This is a genomic window from Bacillus sp. DC4300-2b2, from assembly GCF_049895685.1.
Lineage (GTDB): Bacteria > Bacillota > Bacilli > Bacillales > Bacillaceae > Bacillus > Bacillus safensis.
Genome location: NZ_JAFCSW010000010.1, coordinates 1 through 18267, shown reverse-complemented (window position 1 = coordinate 18267; position 18267 = coordinate 1). Strand labels below are relative to the sequence as shown.

Annotated in this window: 17 protein-coding genes, 1 tRNA gene, 1 rRNA gene, 1 other RNA gene, 1 pseudogene and 1 other annotated feature; of the genes and pseudogenes, 6 read left to right on the top strand and 15 right to left on the bottom strand. The window is 40.1% G+C overall.

Annotated features, from left to right (window positions below; genetic code table 11):
• Positions 1 to 299: 299 nt before the first annotated feature.
• The 7 genes from ACP69X_RS18795 to tadA all read right to left on the bottom strand — a co-directional run bounded on the left by ACP69X_RS18795 (position 300) and on the right by tadA (position 4695).
• Entirely contained in the window at positions 300 to 563 is a 264-nt protein-coding gene (locus ACP69X_RS18795; protein ID WP_034284261.1) for a pro-sigmaK processing inhibitor BofA family protein, read from the bottom strand.
• 66 nt (positions 564 to 629) lie between these two features.
• The gene (locus ACP69X_RS18790) at positions 630 to 854 is read right to left on the bottom strand and encodes a YaaL family protein (RefSeq protein WP_024425764.1); all 225 of its coding nucleotides are present in this window, start codon (positions 852 to 854) and stop codon (positions 630 to 632) included.
• Between the two features lie 18 nt (positions 855 to 872).
• Positions 873 to 1469: a recombination protein RecR gene (recR, locus tag ACP69X_RS18785; protein WP_073979824.1), complete on the bottom strand. Its 597-nt coding sequence runs from the start codon at positions 1467 to 1469 to the stop codon at positions 873 to 875.
• 15 nt (positions 1470 to 1484) lie between these two features.
• Positions 1485 to 1808: a YbaB/EbfC family nucleoid-associated protein gene (locus ACP69X_RS18780; RefSeq protein ID WP_008342011.1), complete on the bottom strand. Its 324-nt coding sequence runs from the start codon at positions 1806 to 1808 to the stop codon at positions 1485 to 1487.
• Positions 1809 to 1834: 26 nt separating this feature from the next.
• Positions 1835 to 3547: a DNA polymerase III subunit gamma/tau gene (gene dnaX / locus ACP69X_RS18775; protein WP_426052964.1), complete on the bottom strand. Its 1713-nt coding sequence runs from the start codon at positions 3545 to 3547 to the stop codon at positions 1835 to 1837.
• Between the two features lie 330 nt (positions 3548 to 3877).
• Positions 3878 to 4142: signal recognition particle sRNA large type (gene ffs, locus ACP69X_RS18770), an RNA gene on the bottom strand.
• 76 nt (positions 4143 to 4218) lie between these two features.
• Complete coding sequence (gene tadA / locus ACP69X_RS18765; RefSeq protein WP_041085258.1) at positions 4219 to 4695, bottom strand: tRNA adenosine(34) deaminase TadA; 477 nt, start codon at positions 4693 to 4695, stop codon at positions 4219 to 4221.
• Positions 4696 to 4774: 79 nt separating this feature from the next.
• Between tadA and ACP69X_RS18760 the strand changes: the two genes are divergently transcribed.
• The 4 genes from ACP69X_RS18760 (at position 4775) to ACP69X_RS18745 (ending at position 8041) form a co-directional block, all read left to right on the top strand.
• Positions 4775 to 5329: an isochorismatase family cysteine hydrolase gene (locus ACP69X_RS18760; RefSeq protein WP_041085260.1), complete on the top strand. Its 555-nt coding sequence runs from the start codon at positions 4775 to 4777 to the stop codon at positions 5327 to 5329.
• Positions 5330 to 5428: 99 nt separating this feature from the next.
• Entirely contained in the window at positions 5429 to 6676 is a 1248-nt protein-coding gene (locus ACP69X_RS18755) for a glycoside hydrolase family 18 protein (RefSeq protein ID WP_426052965.1), read from the top strand.
• Between the two features lie 85 nt (positions 6677 to 6761).
• Positions 6762 to 7385: a deoxynucleoside kinase gene (locus ACP69X_RS18750; protein ID WP_039175853.1), complete on the top strand. Its 624-nt coding sequence runs from the start codon at positions 6762 to 6764 to the stop codon at positions 7383 to 7385.
• A complete protein-coding gene (locus tag ACP69X_RS18745; RefSeq protein WP_039175851.1) occupies positions 7382 to 8041 on the top strand; it encodes a deoxynucleoside kinase in 660 nt (219 codons plus the stop codon). Before ACP69X_RS18750 ends, ACP69X_RS18745 begins: the two co-directional genes overlap by 4 nt.
• A gap of 89 nt (positions 8042 to 8130) precedes the next feature.
• Here the strand turns inward: ACP69X_RS18745 and ACP69X_RS18740 are convergent.
• From ACP69X_RS18740 to pdxS, 5 genes and pseudogenes are all read right to left on the bottom strand, one after another.
• Positions 8131 to 8223: transfer RNA gene (locus ACP69X_RS18740), tRNA-Ser, on the bottom strand.
• A 128-nt stretch (positions 8224 to 8351) separates the two neighbouring features.
• Positions 8352 to 8687: pseudogene (locus ACP69X_RS18735) on the bottom strand (methyl-accepting chemotaxis protein); the annotation flags it as partial.
• Positions 8688 to 9283: 596 nt separating this feature from the next.
• Positions 9284 to 10558 carry a serine--tRNA ligase gene (serS, locus tag ACP69X_RS18730; protein WP_039175845.1) on the bottom strand — a complete coding sequence of 425 codons (1275 nt, stop codon included), beginning with the start codon at positions 10556 to 10558 and terminating at the stop codon, positions 9284 to 9286.
• Between the two features lie 49 nt (positions 10559 to 10607).
• Positions 10608 to 10824, bottom strand: a binding site (T-box leader).
• A gap of 53 nt (positions 10825 to 10877) precedes the next feature.
• Entirely contained in the window at positions 10878 to 11468 is a 591-nt protein-coding gene (gene pdxT / locus ACP69X_RS18725; protein WP_305961139.1) for a pyridoxal 5'-phosphate synthase glutaminase subunit PdxT, read from the bottom strand.
• A gap of 20 nt (positions 11469 to 11488) precedes the next feature.
• Positions 11489 to 12373 carry a pyridoxal 5'-phosphate synthase lyase subunit PdxS gene (pdxS, locus tag ACP69X_RS18720; protein WP_039175840.1) on the bottom strand — a complete coding sequence of 295 codons (885 nt, stop codon included), beginning with the start codon at positions 12371 to 12373 and terminating at the stop codon, positions 11489 to 11491.
• 246 nt (positions 12374 to 12619) lie between these two features.
• Between pdxS and ACP69X_RS18715 the strand changes: the two genes are divergently transcribed.
• Positions 12620 to 14098, top strand: a complete 1479-nt coding sequence (locus ACP69X_RS18715; protein WP_039175838.1) for a PLP-dependent aminotransferase family protein — start codon at positions 12620 to 12622, stop codon at positions 14096 to 14098.
• A 42-nt stretch (positions 14099 to 14140) separates the two neighbouring features.
• Here the strand turns inward: ACP69X_RS18715 and ACP69X_RS18710 are convergent, their stop codons facing one another.
• Positions 14141 to 15466 (bottom strand): D-alanyl-D-alanine carboxypeptidase family protein, encoded by a 1326-nt coding sequence (locus ACP69X_RS18710; RefSeq protein ID WP_041085273.1) that lies wholly within the window; start codon positions 15464 to 15466, stop codon positions 14141 to 14143.
• Positions 15467 to 15626: 160 nt separating this feature from the next.
• Entirely contained in the window at positions 15627 to 17093 is a 1467-nt protein-coding gene (guaB, locus tag ACP69X_RS18705; protein ID WP_024426749.1) for an IMP dehydrogenase, read from the bottom strand.
• Positions 17094 to 17214: 121 nt separating this feature from the next.
• On the opposite strand from guaB, the gene ACP69X_RS18700 reads away from it, so the two are divergent.
• Entirely contained in the window at positions 17215 to 18183 is a 969-nt protein-coding gene (locus ACP69X_RS18700) for a YaaC family protein (RefSeq protein WP_041085275.1), read from the top strand.
• Between the two features lie 11 nt (positions 18184 to 18194).
• On the opposite strand, the gene rrf is transcribed toward ACP69X_RS18700, so the two are convergent.
• Positions 18195 to 18267 (bottom strand): 5S ribosomal RNA (gene rrf, locus ACP69X_RS18695); the annotation flags it as partial.

Sequence of the window (18267 nt, the reverse complement as noted above, 5' to 3'; positions counted from 1 at the left end):
GCCAGGATCAAACTCTCCGAAAAAGTACAAAACCGAAGTTTTGCTTTTCGTCAGCGTTTGACTGACTACCTATGAAGCATCATAGGATTTTTTTATAAAAACTCGAATTAACAGGTACGATTTGTCTTGTTTAGTTTTCAAAGAACTTGTTTACCGCTTCAGAAGCGACTAGAACATCTTATCACATCAAAGTTGTTAGTGTCAACAACTTTTTTGTTATTATGTTTTTTCGTTTCTTCGTCATCAGCGACGTATACTAATTTACCATCCTATCGAATCAAAGTCAACAATATTTTTCATTAAATAATAAACTTTTCAATGACAATTAAAGCTGCTACGCCTGGAATACCCAATAAACCGCTAATTCCACTCGTTACAGGATTAATAGAGACATGTAATCCTAGACTCTCGCCAAATAGGTTGAGGCAAAACAAAAAAAGAGCGCCTGCCACAAACTTCACTCCGATAAGTCCTAACCATTTGAATGGATTCGCCTGCACACCTGACATAAACAACAATAGCACAGCTAGCAAAATTGACCCAATCACAATAACAGGTTCCATAATCCTCTCATCCCCTCTTCATATGAATAGTACAAGCATATGAGAAGATTATGTACAATAGACCTGCTATTTCCAGTTATTTAAACGTAAATTCCTCTTTTTCGCTTCTCTCAGATAGAAAAAGTACTTCGCTTGAGCAAGCTTTAATTCGAATAGAATGTCCGGTGAAGGCTCAACGCTATTTGCGACAAGCTTTTTTTGTCTGTTCCATTCTTCTTTTTGCTTAAAAAGCTGTTGAATTAATTTCTCATCGAATTCTTTTCGAATTGATTTTCTGCGAAGAAAACCCATGTACCGTACTTCTCCTTCCTACATCTCACGTCTGCCTTCTAGAGCCTTAGACAGTGTGACTTCATCCGCATACTCTAAATCTCCGCCTACTGGAAGTCCGTGAGCAATGCGAGAGAGTTTAATTCCTGATGGTTTTAACAATCTGGAGATATACATGGCTGTTGCTTCTCCTTCAATGTTTGGATTGGTTGCAAGGATCACCTCTGTCACTTGATCGTCTTGCAGTCTTTTTAATAGGTCAGGAATTTTAATATCCTCTGGACCAATTCCGTCCATTGGCGAAATGGCACCATGAAGCACATGATATAAGCCGTTGTATTCTTTCATTTTTTCCATTGCGATTACATCTTTTGGATCCTGCACTACACAGATAACAGTTTGATCTCTTCTTGTATCTTCACAAATATAGCAAGGATCTTGGTCTGTGATATGGCCGCATACCGAACAATAAGTTAAATTACGCTTTGCATTTACAAGCGCCTTCGCAAAATCTAGTACGACATCTTCCTGCATACTAAGAACAAAAAAAGCCAGACGGACCGCAGTTTTTGGTCCGATTCCTGGCAATTTCATAAAGCTGTCAATCAGCTTTGATATTGGTTCAGGATATTGCATCTTCAGTTATTCCTCCTAGAATAAACCTGGCATGTTCATTCCTTTTGTGAATTGACCCATCGTTTCATTCGTTAGCTCATCGACTTTTTTCAATGCATCGTTTGTCGCAGCAAGAACAAGATCTTGAAGCATATCGATATCTTCTGGATCAACAACTTCTTCATTAATTGCTACATCAACGACTTCTTTTTGTCCATTTACTTTTACAGTGACCATACCGCCACCAGCTGTACCTTCAAGAACTTTTTCTGCAAGCTCTTCTTGAGCCTTTGCCATATCCTTTTGCATTTTTTGCATTTGTTTCATCATTTTTTGCATATTTCCCATTCCACCGCGCATATGAACACCACTCTCTTTCATTTTTATTAATCTTTAATTTCAATTAAATCGGTTCCTACTAATTTCTTTGCTTCCGTAATCAATGGATCCTCTTCAGTAGAAGTTCCCTGACCATCTGCTTGTTCATCCGGCTGATGATCTCTTAAAAATTCTTCTCTTATTTTACCCCATTGAGCGTCAGGAACGCCAACTAATTCCACTCTTTTTCCTAACATAGACTCTAGCAGTTGTTCAAGGTTGGTTCGAACACCACTTTTATCTTCAGCAACCATTTTACAATGTATTTCAAACTTGAATTTTAAAACAAAGGCATGCGAAGCAGCCGCAACTGGCTCACTGTCCGTTAATAACGCAGCGTGAGACACCTTATTCTGCTGTTTCAACTGGGCAAGGAGCTCTCCCCATTTGCCTTTAATTTTTTCTAACTCAGGCCGTTTCGCTTCTTTTAGAATCTCATGAATTCGGCCGACAGGAGCACGATAGCCATTTTTGTTACTCGTTTGTGGTCGAGGCGCTTCCTTTTTTTCTTGAGGGCTATGAGATGGAGACATTGGTACCCCTTCGGCTCTTAGCCTTGAGAGTTCCTGTTCCAGCCTGTTTATTTTATCTGTTAGCGCCGTTAAATCAGCGTCAGCATGACCTTGTGTCAATCCTGCTGTTGACTGACACAGCTTTACAACCGCTACCTCAAAGAAAATCCTAGGATGATTTGTCCATTTCATTTCTTGGTGGCTTTTATTCAGGACTTCAATTGTTTCATACAGAAACTGAGGTGTCACACGATCTGACAGTGCCACGAAACTTTCGTCGACCTTTACTTTTTCAAGGACCCCCTCGAGATCTGGTGCCGTTTTATAAAGCAGCATGTCTCTAAAGTAAAAAATCATATCCTCTATTAATTTAGCAGCATCTTTCCCCTGCTGAAGCAATTCATTTAATGTATCTAACGCTGTGGCAATATTTTGATCAAAAATTGCTTCAGCAAGCTGACTAATGAAATGCTGAGATACAGCACCTGTAATGAGCAGCGCATCATCAATTGTCAATTGTTCACCACTAAATGAGATCGCTTGATCTAAGAGACTTAGTGCATCACGCATACCGCCATCAGCTGCACTAGCAATAATCTCGAGCGAGCCCTCCTGTACGTTTAGGCCTTCTACATCTACAATTTTCTCCATTCTTCCAACAATATCTTTGGACGTGATTCGTTTAAAATCAAATCGCTGACAACGAGATATGATGGTAAGAGGAATCTTATGAGGCTCTGTGGTAGCCAAAATAAAGATACAATGAGCAGGCGGTTCTTCCAGCGTTTTAAGGAGGGCATTAAATGCACCGATAGAGAGCATATGTACTTCATCTATAATATAAACCTTATATGTAACCGCCGAAGGAGCAAATTTCACTTTATCACGTATATCCCGGATTTCATCTACCCCGTTATTCGAGGCAGCATCTATTTCAATCACGTCTGAAATTGAACCATTTGTAATTCCTTTACAGGCATCACATTCATTACACGGCTCACTAACAGGTGACTTTTCACAGTTCACTGCCTTTGCAAAGATTTTGGCAGCACTTGTTTTACCTGTTCCTCTAGGACCTGAAAATAAGTAAGCATGAGAAAACTTTTTCTGCAAAAGGGCATTTTGCAACGTTTTTGTGATGTGTTCTTGTCCAACAACATCCTCAAAAACTTGAGGTCTGAACACTCGATATAAAGCTTGATAACTCACAAATACGCCCTCCTCCATTTATCATCCTTTTCATTATACATGATGCACCGATCAATTCAAAAGCACACCTTTATTTTCTAATATGCCAAAAAGATGATTTCAACTATAGATTTTCTACTTTCCATGTATTAAAAACGTATTTACTAGCTTTGTAAAAAGACCTGAAATTCGAAATAGAACACCAGTTCTTGTTGTGATTAGTGAAAAAAACAAATAGCTCCAAAAAAACTTTTTATCTATTTGTATAACCAAAGCAGTTAAGCTATTCTTTGAACAGCAACAAAAAACTCACCTAGATAAACTAGATGAGTTACATTTAATATTGATTTACCGTGCACCTTCTGTCGATTCGCTACCCCAAGCGTTACTTAAACAGTTAGCTCGGCCCAGGCAACCCTGCGGCACATGAGAGGTTTCACTTAATGCTGCTTCCTTCCGGACCTGACATGGTTCATGAATTCCCATTGCGCAGGACCCAGACGTCAACACCACTTATTTAAGGCAGACCTTGAAGTAAACGAACCTCGAGAAGGGATTCGGCCTCGCTAGAGCGGATTGCGAGTACAGGGCACCGCTACCTCCCCGCTTAGCACGGCAAAATGAATATTAAATTGTTAGTGACGCAGACATAAGTATACCTTCTTATAGCTCAAATTGCAAACGACATCCATTCATTTACTTTTGGCTTGTTTCTTTCGTTGACGGAGGTTTCGGAAGAACTGACTTAAAAGCTCACCACACTCATTTTCAAGTACACCACCGATGACCTCAGATTGATGATTGAACCGTTCATCATCCAGTAAATTCATTAAAGTACCTGCGCATCCACCTTTTGGATCGTATGCACCAAAAACGACCTTTTTCACTCTAGAGAGAACAATAGCACCTGCACACATTGGGCATGGTTCAAGCGTAACGTAAAGAACAGCATCTTCTAAACGCCAGCTCCCTGTCGCTTTACATGCTTCATCAATAGCAAGTAATTCTGCATGTGCAATTGAACGCTGCTCACTTTCCCTTAAATTATGAGCCCGGCTCACGATTTGGTCATCAACAACTATGATGGCACCAATCGGCACTTCTCCTATTTGTTCTGCTTTTAAGGCTTCAGAAATGGCTTCTTGCATAAACTGTTCATCTTTCATCATGGCATGGCTCTCTTTTCATGTTTTTTAAAAGGAAATTGAGGTTAACATATTATCACAATCTTTTAAAGGGGGTCTTATTTTGTCAAAGCACAAAAAGGCACTGCTTATTATCGACATGATTAATAATTTTGATTTTGAAATGGGACATGTGCTTGCAGAAAAAACAGAGCAAATGACCAATAAAATTTTAGCTCTTAAACAACATGCTTTCAAGGCAAATTGGCCAATCATTTATATCAACGATCACTACGGACTTTGGAAGGCTGATATCCAAGCTGTTCTGGAAACATGCAAAAACGAAAGAAGCGCTCCTATTTTAGAGAAAATGACACCATCTAAAGATAATTACTTCTTAATTAAACCTAAGCATTCTGCCTTCTACGGTACTGCACTAGAGACACTCTTAAATGAATTAGGTGTTGAGGACATTATTTTAACTGGAATTGCCGGAAACATTTGCGTTTTGTTCACTGCAAATGACGCATACATGCGAGAATACAATCTAATTGTACCTAAAGATTGTATCGCTTCAAACGACGACAGAGATAACGACTACGCTTTAACGATGATGGAGAACGTTCTTTTAGCAAAAATCACCACCGCTAAGGAAATCACGAATGAAAATCAAACATGATTTAGCCATAACCCTCATAAATTGTTAGCAATAACAAAGGGGGCGTTGACTATTCAAATTTATGTTGTCAAAAGAGGAGATACTTTAAACGATATTGCCATGCGTTTTAAAACGACAGTCAATGAAATCATCCGTACTAACGAAATCGAAACACCAAATCAACTCGTCATTGGACAAACAATTGTCATTCCAATTAGAGGTCAATTTTATGAGGTCAAACAAAATGACACACTATATCAAATTGGTAGACGGTTTCAAATCTCAGTGGAAGAATTGGCACGCGTGAACAGAATTCGACCTGAAGCGATACTACCTATTCGCTTCTTGCTCTATATTCCACAAAGACCGAAAAGGAACATTAATTCCAATGCTTATATTGAACCACGTGGAAATCAAGTCAGTGAAAACTTAAAGCAGGCAGCTAGAGAGGCCTCCCCATACTTAACCCATTTAGACGTCTTTAGTTTTCAAGCACAAAGAGATGGGACGCTGCGAGAACCACCGTTAGACCAACTACCCCAGATTGCCGCTCAGAACAGAACTGTATTAACCATGGTGGTGACGAATCTAGAGAATGAAAAATTCAGTGATGAACTTGGGCGTATTCTTTTAACTAACCAATCTGTCAAAACGGCATTTTTAAATGAAATTGTTCGTATTGCCAAAAAGTATCAATTCAAGGAAATCCATTTTGATTTTGAATATTTACGCCCTGCTGATAAAGATGCTTATATTCAATTTTTAAGAGAAGCAACAGCCCGTTTCCATCAAGAAGGATGGACAATATCTGTTGCACTTGCACCCAAAACAAGTAGTCAGCAAAAGGGCAAATGGTATGAAGCCCATGACTATGAAGCGATCGGTAAGATCGTCGATCGTGTTGTGTTGATGACCTATGAATGGGGGTACAGCGGCGGCCCTGCACAAGCTGTCTCTCCAATTGGACCTGTCCGCCAAGTCATTGAATATGCACTAACTGTCATACCGGCCAATAAAATTGTAATGGGACAGAATTTATATGGCTATGATTGGACACTGCCTTTCGTCCAGGGCGGCCCTATCGCCAAAGCCGTCAGTCCTCAACAAGCAATTGCACTTGCTAGACAGCACAATGTCTCTATCCTATATGATGAAACAGCACAAGCACCTCATTTTCGTTATACAGATGCCAACAACAAAGAGCATGAAGTCTGGTTCGAAGACGCTAGGTCGATTCAAGCAAAATTCAACCTCATCAAAGAGCTAAATTTGAACGGAATTGCTTATTGGAAATTAGGTCTATCTTTCCCACAAAATTGGCTCTTATTATCAGATCAATTTAATATTGAAAAAAGAACGACATCGTAATTCATTCGCTCTATCTATTAGAAGGGGTATGGTACAATATACATTGGTTTGACAACTTTAACTTTATAGATAGAGGAGAACGCCTATGTATCCTGCCCCTTTTATTGCAGTGGAAGGCCCAATTGGAGCCGGAAAAACAACTTTGGCTACAATGCTTGCAAAGGAATTTCAATTTCCTTTAGTAAAAGAGATTGTAGAAGAAAATCCATTCTTAGATAAATTTTATGAAGATATGGAACAATGGAGCTTTCAGCTTGAGATGTTCTTTTTATGCAATCGGTTCAAACAGTTAGAATTAATTGAAGAAAACTATGTGAATAAACAGCAGCCGGTTGTCACTGATTATCATGTCTATAAAAATATGATATTTGCAGAAAGAACATTATCAAAAAAGCACATGGATAAATACAGAAAGATCTATCACCTGCTAACAGATGATCTTCCTAAACCAAATGCCATGATCTATATAAAAGCCAGCCTTCCCACCTTACTTGAAAGAATACAGATGAGAGGACGCTCTTTTGAAGAAGACATTGACCCAGCTTATTTAAAAACACTCATTGAAGATTATGAGCTGGCCATTGAACATTTAAAACAGACTGAGCCGGGGCTTCCTATCATTACAATTGAAGGAGATCATACAGACTTCGTTTCCTCACAGCAAGATTACCAGCAAATTGTACAGAACATAAAGGAGCAAGTGCTATGAACAAGATCGAAATACCAAAGGACGCAGTCATCACAATTGCCGGGACTGTTGGTGTCGGCAAATCCACTATGACCAAAACAATAGCAGACAAGCTAGGGTTTCAAACGTCTCTTGAAAAAGTAGATGATAACCCATATTTAGAGCCTTTTTATTCAGATTTTCAAAGATGGAGCTTCCACTTACAGGTCTATTTCCTGGCTGAGCGTTTTAAGGAGCAAAAGCGGATTTTTGAATCTGGCGGAGGATATGTACAAGATCGTTCCATTTATGAGGACACTGGCATTTTTGCAAAAATGCATGCGGACAAAGGTACGATGTCTGAGGTCGATTACGAAACATATACAAGCCTATTTGAGGCGATGGTGATGACACCTTACTTCCCTCACCCTGATGTCCTCATCTATCTACACGGGGATTTAGATCATATTTTACATCGTATTGAAGAACGCGGCAGAGAAATGGAAACTCAAACTGACCGGGCTTATTGGGAAGAAATGTACACTCGATACACGGAGTGGATCGAACAATTTGATTTATGTCCAGTGATTAAAATTAATATTGAAGATTACGACTTACTTCATGATGAAAGTTCACTTGATCCCATTCTTCATGAAATAGCTTCTGTTATTCAAAAAAATCGCTCTAAAACAAAATAAAAAAAACCGCTGCATTCGCGAAATGCAGCGGTTTGACAATTTCCAATTTTTATGCTTGCGTTTAATTCAACTAAGGTAAAAAATCAATATGGCGGAGGAAGAGGGATTCGAACCCCCGCGGGCTTTGACACCCCTGTCGGTTTTCAAGACCGATCCCTTCAGCCGGACTTGGGTATTCCTCCGTATCGACAAGAATTAATATACCATATCATTTTATTTGAAGTCAACATCTTTTCGAAAAAAAATTCAATTTGTGTTTTCGGCATGATAATTGCCTATAAAAAAGCAGCCATTGACGGCTGCTCTTGATCTATTTCGTATCCTGTCTCATTTCTTCAATAAATTGATTCATCTCTACTTTAAACTCATTTAATGATTCGATAATCTTCGTAAAATCTGTCACTTGTTCGGCTTGTTCATTTGTTGAGCTGCTGATTTGTGAGATGTTTTCAGACAAAGTGCCAATGCTGTCTTGGATTTCTTTTAAAAATGTATTAATGGTTTCAGCCGCTTCCTTCGAGCCATCTGATAATTTACGCACTTCATCAGCCACGACAGCGAACCCTTTTCCATTCTCACCTGCTCTTGCGGCTTCAATTGCAGCATTTAAACCTAGCAGATTTGTTTGTCTGGCAATCCCGCCAATGGTTTTGACGACTTCTTCAATATTCGCAGATTTCTCTTCCGCTCTTCCTGCCTGTTCGCTTATTTCTAGACTTGTAGCAGCAAGTTCTTGTGAATGTGCAGCAATTTGCTCAATTCCACCTTGGAGTTCTTTCGCTACTTTATTGATTTGCTCCATATAACCGCTTAATTTTTTTTCACGATGATATGTAAATGCCACTAAAAAAGAGCCAATTACTTTTCTATCTTCATCAAAAATCGGGTAACCTTTTACAGCAATTTCATAACCATATAAATGCTCTGGTAAATGACCGTCATATTCTTGTCCTCTTAATGTCGTCGCCACATTTTGGTCTTCTGGGTTCAATGGGTCCCCAACTTTCATACCAAAATCTATTGTGTTAGACGGGTAATAACAAAGTACCTTCTCTGTATCCGTGATACCGAAAAGAATACTTTCATCTAGTACCTTTCTAAGTAATTGAGCCATTTCAACATAATAGTCAAGCCTATTCAAGGTTATTCCTTCTTTCCTAGAAGCTTTTAATCTCTTTATCGGCTAAATTCAGGAAAACTGTAGGACTTTTGGTAAAAAGAATAAGATGCCTTGATGGCATCTTATTTCATCACTTCTTTATTTCCCATGTAAGGACGCAGCACTTCAGGAATGATTACAGTTCCATCCTCTTGTTGATAGTTTTCTAAAATAGCCGCTACGGTTCTTCCTACCGCTAATCCAGATCCATTTAATGTGTGGACATGCTCTGGCTTTGCTTTAGGCTCCGGACGGAAACGAATGTTTGCACGTCTTGCTTGGAATGCTTCGAAGTTACTGCAAGAAGAAATTTCACGGTACGTATTCTGGCTCGGAATCCATACTTCGATATCGTATTTCTTCGCAGCTGTGAATCCTAAATCTCCTGTACACATGCTCATGACGCGGTAAGGCAGGTTCAATAGCTGAAGAACTTTTTCTGCTTGATTTGTTAATTTCTCTAATTCTTCATAAGAATCTTCTGGTCTGACAAATTTCACGAGCTCTACTTTGTTAAATTGATGCTGACGGATAAGTCCACGTGTATCTCTGCCGGCAGATCCAGCTTCTGATCTAAAGCAAGCACTGAATGCTGCATAGTTGATTGGCAGCTGTTCACCATCGAGGATTTCATCACGATGCATGTTGGTAATCGGCACTTCGGCTGTTGGAATGAGGAAGTAATCTTCTTCGCGAATTTTAAAGGCGTCCTCTTCGAATTTTGGAAGCTGGCCCGTTCCTGTCATGCTCGCTCTGTTGACCATATAAGGTGGAAGCACTTCAGTAAAACCAAACTCATCCACATGTAAATCAAGCATAAAGTTATACAATGCACGCTCTAAGCGTGCGCCAAGCCCTTTATAAAAAACAAAACGGCTACCTGTTACTTTTCCTGCACGTTCAAAATCAAGGATGTTGAGCTCATCAGCTACGTCCCAATGTGGTTTTGGTTCAAATGAGAAGGCTGGCTGTTCGCCCCATTTTCTCACTTCCACGTTGTCGTCTTCTGTTTCACCAACTGGTACAGAGTCATGAGGGATATTTGGAATTGAGAACAGGATGTGCTGCAGGCTTTCTTCTACTGTTCTTAGCTCATCATCCAGCTTCTTGATCTCATCTCCTACCTCACGCATTTCTTGAATAATGTGATCGGCGTCTTTCTTTTCTCTTTTTAGAACGGCCACTTGCTGTGATACTTCATTTCTTCGGCTCTTTAATTCTTCTGTTTTCCCGATTAATTCTCTTCTTTTTTGATCTAGCTCACCAAACTTATCAAAATCTGCTAAATCTTCGCCTCGGTGTGCTAATTTTTCTTTGATTTGATCAAAGTCCGTGCGCAGTTGTTTAATATCCAGCATGTATAACACTCCTTTTTTTATCGAAAAATAAAAAGAGCCCTCATCCCATGAAAGGGACGAGAGCTCTCGCGTTGCCACCCTGATTGAAAACATGCAGAAGCATGCTTCCCTCTTTCCTCTGTAACGGTATCACCGTAAATGCTTACTTCTCTTGTTTCAGCATTTCGCTCAAGGATGGATTCAGAATGCATCTTTCACCGATTCTCACCAACCATCGGCTCTCTGAGAAAGAGGGGCTTCTTACTATTTCCCGTCAACGCTTTTTCGATCTTTGATTGTGTTTTTAATGTACTATAAGTTTTATCTCTTTTCAACCGTTTTATACAGCAAGCTTCGTTTTGTAGGACTTCACCATATCAACAAACAGCTGCGTTAACCGGTGATCGTCTGTCAGCTCTGGATGAAAAGAGCAGCCTAGGATATTGTTTTCTTTCGCCATCACAATCCTGCCATCATATTCAGCCATAATTTCTACGTGATCATCTGCGCTGATGATATGAGGCGCACGGATGAACACCCCTGTAAACGGTGCATCCAGTCCTTTTACTTCTAAATCTGCTTCAAAGCTGTCTACCTGTCTGCCAAAAGAGTTCCGTGCAACAGATACATTTAACAGTCCAAGATGAGCATCTTCTCGATCTTCGACATGCTTTGCCAGCATAATCAACCCGGCACATGTACCGAAAATCGGTTTCCCTTGAGCAGCAAACGCTTTGATCGGATCAATGAATTGGTACGTATCCATGAGTCTTCTCATCGTCGTACTTTCTCCACCAGGGATAATCAAACCGTCAACGGATTCTAGCTCTTCTACTCGTTTGATGATCTTTCCTTCTGCTCCGCAGACTTCAATTGATTGAATATGCTCTCTCACCGCTCCTTGAAGCCCTAGTACACCAATTGTCAGCATGTTCGTTTGCGCTCCTTTAATTACCAGCCACGCTCTTGCATACGTTCTTCTGGCAGTAGATTTGAAATTTCAATTCCTTTCATAGCTGTTCCAAGCTCTTTTGAAAGTTCTGCAATGAGACGGTAATCAGTGTAATGAGTCGTTGCTTCAACAATCGCTTTGGCGAATTTAGCTGGATTGTCTGATTTGAAAATACCAGATCCGACAAATACACCGTCTGCTCCAAGCTGCATCATTAACGCAGCATCTGCTGGTGTTGCAACGCCTCCAGCTGCAAAGTTCACAACTGGCAGCTTGCCATCTCTTTTGATTTGTAGCAATAATTCATAAGGCGCGCCAAGATTCTTGGCTTCTGTCATCAGTTCATCTTCACTCATGGCTGATACTTTACGAATCTGAGCATTGACCTTTCTCATATGACGAACAGCTTCTACAATGTTGCCTGTCCCAGGCTCTCCTTTTGTACGAAGCATAGAAGCGCCTTCTGCGATACGGCGGGTTGCCTCACCTAAGTCGCGGCATCCACAGACAAAAGGTACTGTGTATTCATTTTTATTTAAATGGAATTCTTCATCTGCGGGCGTCAGCACTTCACTCTCATCGATATAATCAACACCAAGTGCTTCAAGAACACGAGCCTCGACGATGTGGCCGATACGTGCTTTTGCCATGACTGGAATCGTTACGGCATTTTGTACTTCCTCTACGATTCTTGGGTCTGCCATACGGGCAACACCGCCTGCTGCACGGATATCAGCTGGTACTCGTTCTAGTGCCATGACTGCCACCGCACCTGCTTCTTCTGCAATTTTTGCCTGCTCCGCATTGACGACATCCATAATGACGCCACCCTTTTGCATTTCTGCCATTCCACGTTTCACTCGTTCAGTTCCCTTATTGCTCACAATAGTTTCCTCCCATTTGTCTATTCGATTAAATCAACATCTTTATCATACAAGCGAGAAAGTATAACAATAAAGAGAATAGTATAACAATTCAAACAGCCTATAAAAAAGAATAAACCCTTGTATATAAAGGGTTTCCAGCTAAAAACATGTCATTTTCTCTTTCAAGTGTGATTTACATGCTATAATGCAACTATAACAATTAAAATTCATGTATAACAATGTTGCATTCTATGGAGGGGTTTCATGCATATTGATATCCATCGACACTCTGATACATCTCTTTCAAATCAAATTTACTTTTCAATCATTGACCACATTCAATCAGGTTTGCTTCAGCAAGGAGAAAAGCTGCCAACTGTACGTGATTTAGCTAAGCAGCTCAATGTGAGTCTTGTCACGGCAGCAAAGGCATACACCCGATTAAAGGACGACGGATATTTAAAGACGGTGCAAGGTAAAGGAACTTTTGTGGATGAGCAGCAAGAGCAGGCAGAGATTCCGGTTCCATCATCTACTTCTTTCGATTGGCAGTTGTCGATTCCAGATTATTTACCAAGGTCTCAATTCGCTCAGTATCACTATGTCGAAGAAGCCATTAACCTTTCTTCCTCTATGATCGATCCAGGGCTTTTGCCCAACCGGTATTTAGAAAAAGAGATGCAGCATGTACTAGCCAGGCATCCCCAAATCATGTCGAAGTATGGTGAAATACAAGGTGATCTTCAGCTGCGACAAGTCATTCAATCATTTTTGGAAAAGTTGGATGTGCCGTCTACACCTGAAAATATCCTTGTAACAAGTGGTTCTCAGCAAGGGCTTGATTTGGTGGCACGTACGTTTATTGGGCCGGATGATGTGGTGGTCATGGAAGCACCGACATACCCCGGGGCCATTGATGTCTTTATGGGCAGAGGAGCGAGAATCATTACCGTCCCTGTCGATCATGAAGGGATGAACATGAAACAGCTTCAAAGCATTTGTGATAAATATAAACCGAAACTCATCTATACGATTCCTACTTTCCACAGTCCAACAGGGGCTAGTATGTCGATGAAGCGTAGAAAACAGCTTCTCTTACTGGCTCAAAGCATTGATTGTCTTATTGTAGAAGATGACCCTTATCGTGAGCTTTATTTTGAAAAGAAGCCGCCAGCTCCTATTAAAAGCTTGGATCATGATGGACATGTCATTTATTTACGAGGATTAAGTAAAACACTGGCTCCAGGATGCAGAATAGGGATTATCACCGCGTCAGGCTCGATATTTAACCGTTTGTTAGCTGCAAAGGCCAATAATGACTTAGGCAGTCCTCTCCTCACACAAAAGGCCATATTGCCGTTTCTGACCTCGAAGAAAATGATTGATCATACGAAGAAGCTAAGAACCGCCTTGAAGGTGAGACGCGATTTGATGATGGATGTGTTAACGAAGCACGCACCGAAAGATGTAACGTGGCAAATTCCACAGGGCGGGCTCAATTTATGGCTTAGCTTTCCTTCCTGGGTCGATACACGAGCACTGTTACACGAGGCACGTAAGCAGCAAATCACCTTTCTGCCTGGCTCTGTCTGCTATCCTGGAGAGCCGAAGCAGAATTATATCCGCCTCAGCTTTTCCTATGTGAATGAAAAAGCACTGACCGAAGGCGTGGAAAAGTTATGTGATATTTTTCAGCAAGCTTTATCCACTCCTCAAAATCAGAAGCAATCACTCTTCTTTTAACGATAAAAAAACTGCTCTCATGTATAGAGAGCAGTTTTTTTATTAGAACCAACCTTTTACTGTGTCAACGATTCCGCCCCAAATGCCAGCGAAGAATCCACCTACACCGCGCATTGCAAGGATGAACCAGTTTGCTTTTTCATCGCCTGTTTTCGTCACAAGCTCAACACCAGATTGGTCTTTATTTAAATAACCGTAGTCCTTCTCATCACCAGAATATGAAGTCGTCAGCATGCCAACCTTCGTTCCTTTTTTAATAGGAGCTTCTAGGTTCTTTTTCTCGATATTTACTTTTGCTTTATAGCTCTTTTCGTCACCATTTTTTACTGGCACAGAAAATGCTTCTTTCGTCACAACAGGTACTTCTTTATCTTTGCCTTTATCAACTTCGATGTTTTCATGTCCTTTGATTTGTTGACCTTTTTTGTACATTTCTTTCATCGTGAAGTTTTTAAACGCATAGTCGAACAGTTTTTTCGCCACGTCGAAACGTGCTGTATGAAGATTACCTTTTGCATTCAAGATGACTGCGATGACACGCATGTCTCCTTGTTTTGCCGTACCTGTGAAGCTAGAACCGGCTGAATCTGTAGATCCTGTTTTCAGACCGTCTACACCTTTATATTCCTTCACAAGTCCTTTAAGCATGAAGTTCCAGTTAGGCATGTCCATTTCATCGTCAGTGCCTTCTCTGAACTTCGTTTTCGCAATACTTGCTGTTTCAAGAATTTCTGGATGGTCTTTGATGAGATGCTGTGCAAGCAATGCCATATCTTTTGCCGATACTTCACTTTCTTCATCAGGACCTGTACCTTTTGGCTGTTGGCCATGTAAGTCTTTATTTTCAAGACCAGTTGCATTCACGAATTTGTAGTTTGTTAAACCAAGTTCTTTTGCTTTCGCGTTCATTTTTTCAACAAACTTCGATTCTGATCCAGCGATCACTTCTGCTAAACCAATCGCTGCTGCATTTGCCGAATAAATAGCCGTTGCTTGATAAAGTTCTTTTACTGTATACGAACCATCTTTTCTCAAAGGAACGTTAGATAAACTGCGGTCCTGAGAAATTTCGTATACATAATCATCTGGCGTATACTTTTGATCCCATTTCACTTTACCTTCAGCAATCGCCTCTAGTAATAGATACTCGGTCATCATTTTTGCCATACTTGCAATAGGCAGTCTTTGATCTGCGTTTTTACTATAAAGAATTTTACCTGTAGAAGCTTCAATAAGGATCGCTGCTTTCGCATTCACACTGAATGGATCTTCAGCAGCCTTTGCTTTGGACATTGGTGTAAATGCTGTAACAATCAATGCCAATGCAAGGATAGAGACCATAAGCTGTTTCAATATCTTGCTGTTCAATCGTCATACCTCCGTATTCATCTTTTTTCGACGTTTTTCATATATATGTAATCCACAAGGGCTTATTTCAACACAACAGTATAAATTTTATCACAATAAAGACAAAAAAAATAGACAGAGTCATAGACCCTGTCAAATGTAATTTGATTGTCACAATTTATCAAGAAATTGTGTAGTTTGGTGATTCTTTTGTAATTTGTACATCATGTGGATGACTCTCACGAAGTCCTGCACCCGTCATACGAATGAACTGTGCTTCTTCTCTAAGAGTACGTAAATCCTGTGTTCCACAATAGCCCATACCAGAACGAATACCGCCAACTAGTTGATACACTGTATCAACGACTGGCCCTTTGTATGGTGTACGGCCTTCAATTCCTTCAGGAACGAACTTTTTATTATCTTCTTGGAAGTAACGATCTTTACTTCCTTTTTCCATTGCAGCAACAGAACCCATACCACGATAGACTTTGAAGCGTCTACCTTGGAAAATTTCTGTTTCTCCTGGACTTTCAGATGTACCAGCTAGAAGGCTTCCCAGCATAACAGCATGTCCGCCAGATGCTAGTGCTTTCACGATATCACCTGAATATTTAATTCCACCATCTGCAATAATAGCTTTACCATGTTTTCTTGCTTCTGTTGCACAGTCATAGATCGCTGTGATTTGCGGTACACCAACACCTGCAACAACACGTGTTGTACAAATAGATCCTGGTCCGATACCGACTTTCACAATATCTGCTCCTGCTTCAAACAATGCTTTTGTTGCTTCAGCTGTTGCAACATTACCAGCAATGATGTTAAGAGAAGGATACGTTTCACGGATTTTCGATACAGTGTTTAGAACACCTTGAGAATGACCGTGTGCTGTATCAATGACAATAACATCCACATTGGCTTCGACTAATTTTTTCACACGTGTCATTGTATCGCCAGTGACACCAACAGCGGCACCAACAATTAAACGGCCATGTGCATCTTTAGAGGAGTTAGGGAATTCAATCACTTTTTCAATATCTTTGATTGTGATAAGACCTTTTAACGTTCCTTCATCATCTAAGAGAGGTAATTTTTCAATCTTGTATTGCTGTAAGATTTTTTCAGCTTCTTCTAACGTTGTACCAACAGAAGCTGTCACAAGTTCCTCTTTTGTCATCACGTCGCTAATCTTCATTGAATAATCCGAAATAAAACGAAGGTCACGGTTCGTAATAATACCAACAAGCTTTTGGTCTTGTTCGTTGTTGACAATCGGCACACCTGAAATACGGTATTTACCCATTAAATGCTCTGCATCAAATACTTGATGCTCTGGTGTTAAGAAGAATGGATTTGTAATAACGCCGCGCTCTGAACGTTTTACTTTATCCACCTGTTCTGCTTGCTGTTCAATGGACATGTTCTTATGAATAATACCAAGACCACCTTGACGTGCCATTGCAATCGCCATTTGTGATTCCGTCACTGTATCCATTCCAGCACTGATAATTGGAATGTTTAGTTTTAATGTACTTGTTAGCTCCACTGATAAATCGACATCACGCGGAAGTACTTCAGACTTTGCTGGAACAAGCAAAACATCGTCAAACGTCAAACCTTCTTTTGAAAATTTACTTTCCCACATTAGTAAATCCCCCTCTTTTCGGCAAAATATTATATGTAGATTATCAACTAGCAAACAGCATGTCAAGGAAGCAACAAACAGTTGCAATTTTTAGAAAATATAAAGAGAGTTGAGGAAGAAGATGAAAAGTTCAGGATGGAAGGATTTAAAACGTTTTTACTCGCTAGAAACTTCCCAAAAGTTTCTATTTCAACAATATGAGAAACGGAACATTCCAGATGCAAATCAGCAAGCCTATAAAAACTGTGAACGATTTATTTACTTTCTAAAACATGGCCATACGTTTTATGAGCAGGCTGCGAATGCACCTTTAGAACTTAAACCCATTTTATTGTTTTATGGAATGGCACAGCTGCTAAAAGCATGTTTGCTGACAGTTGATCCCCATTATCCTTCTCAAACCTCTGTTTTAGCTCATGGCGTAACATCGAGAAAGAGAAAGAAACAGCATTACCGTTTTAGTGAAGATGAAGTGAAAATCCAAAGAAACGGGCTATGTATGCATGTGTTAAAGCATCTATTTCATTTAAGAGGTCTTGAAGATGAGCGATTTACAATGATCCATCTCCTGTCCAAAATACCTGAAATGAGTCATATTCTTGAGTTTCAAAAGCAGCCCGCGACATTAGTTAAAGTGGAAAAGGCGAATGGAATGATGATTCAAGATCATATTCCATTACTTTATAACATGTCTGCTGAACGCTTTATTGAATACTTTGAGTTCCATACAAGCTGGAAACTCAAACAGAGAGAGGCTAAGAAATTGACGTTTGATGTATTTCTTGAAGAAAACCCAGCACTCGCTACTCATCTTCATTATGATTTAGAAATGGATCAATGGTTTATACCGTCAACACGAGATGCTTTTCTAGGGATTCCTGAGATCATTAGCCATTACTTATTAATGTATAACCTTAGTATGATTGCCCGCTACGAAACAGAATGGTGGTACGAGCTGCTGTCTCAATACATTAGCGACGATTACGTCATGATTGAACGCTACATGGAGATTGCAGAAGAGAAGTTCCCAGCTTACATCATGATGCTGTTAGAAGAAAAAACAAAAAAGACCAGTTCCGACTGGAACTGATCCTTATAGAAGCTTGGCGGCGTCCTACTCTCACAGGGGGAAACCCCCAACTACCATCGGCGCTGAAGAGCTTAACTTCCGTGT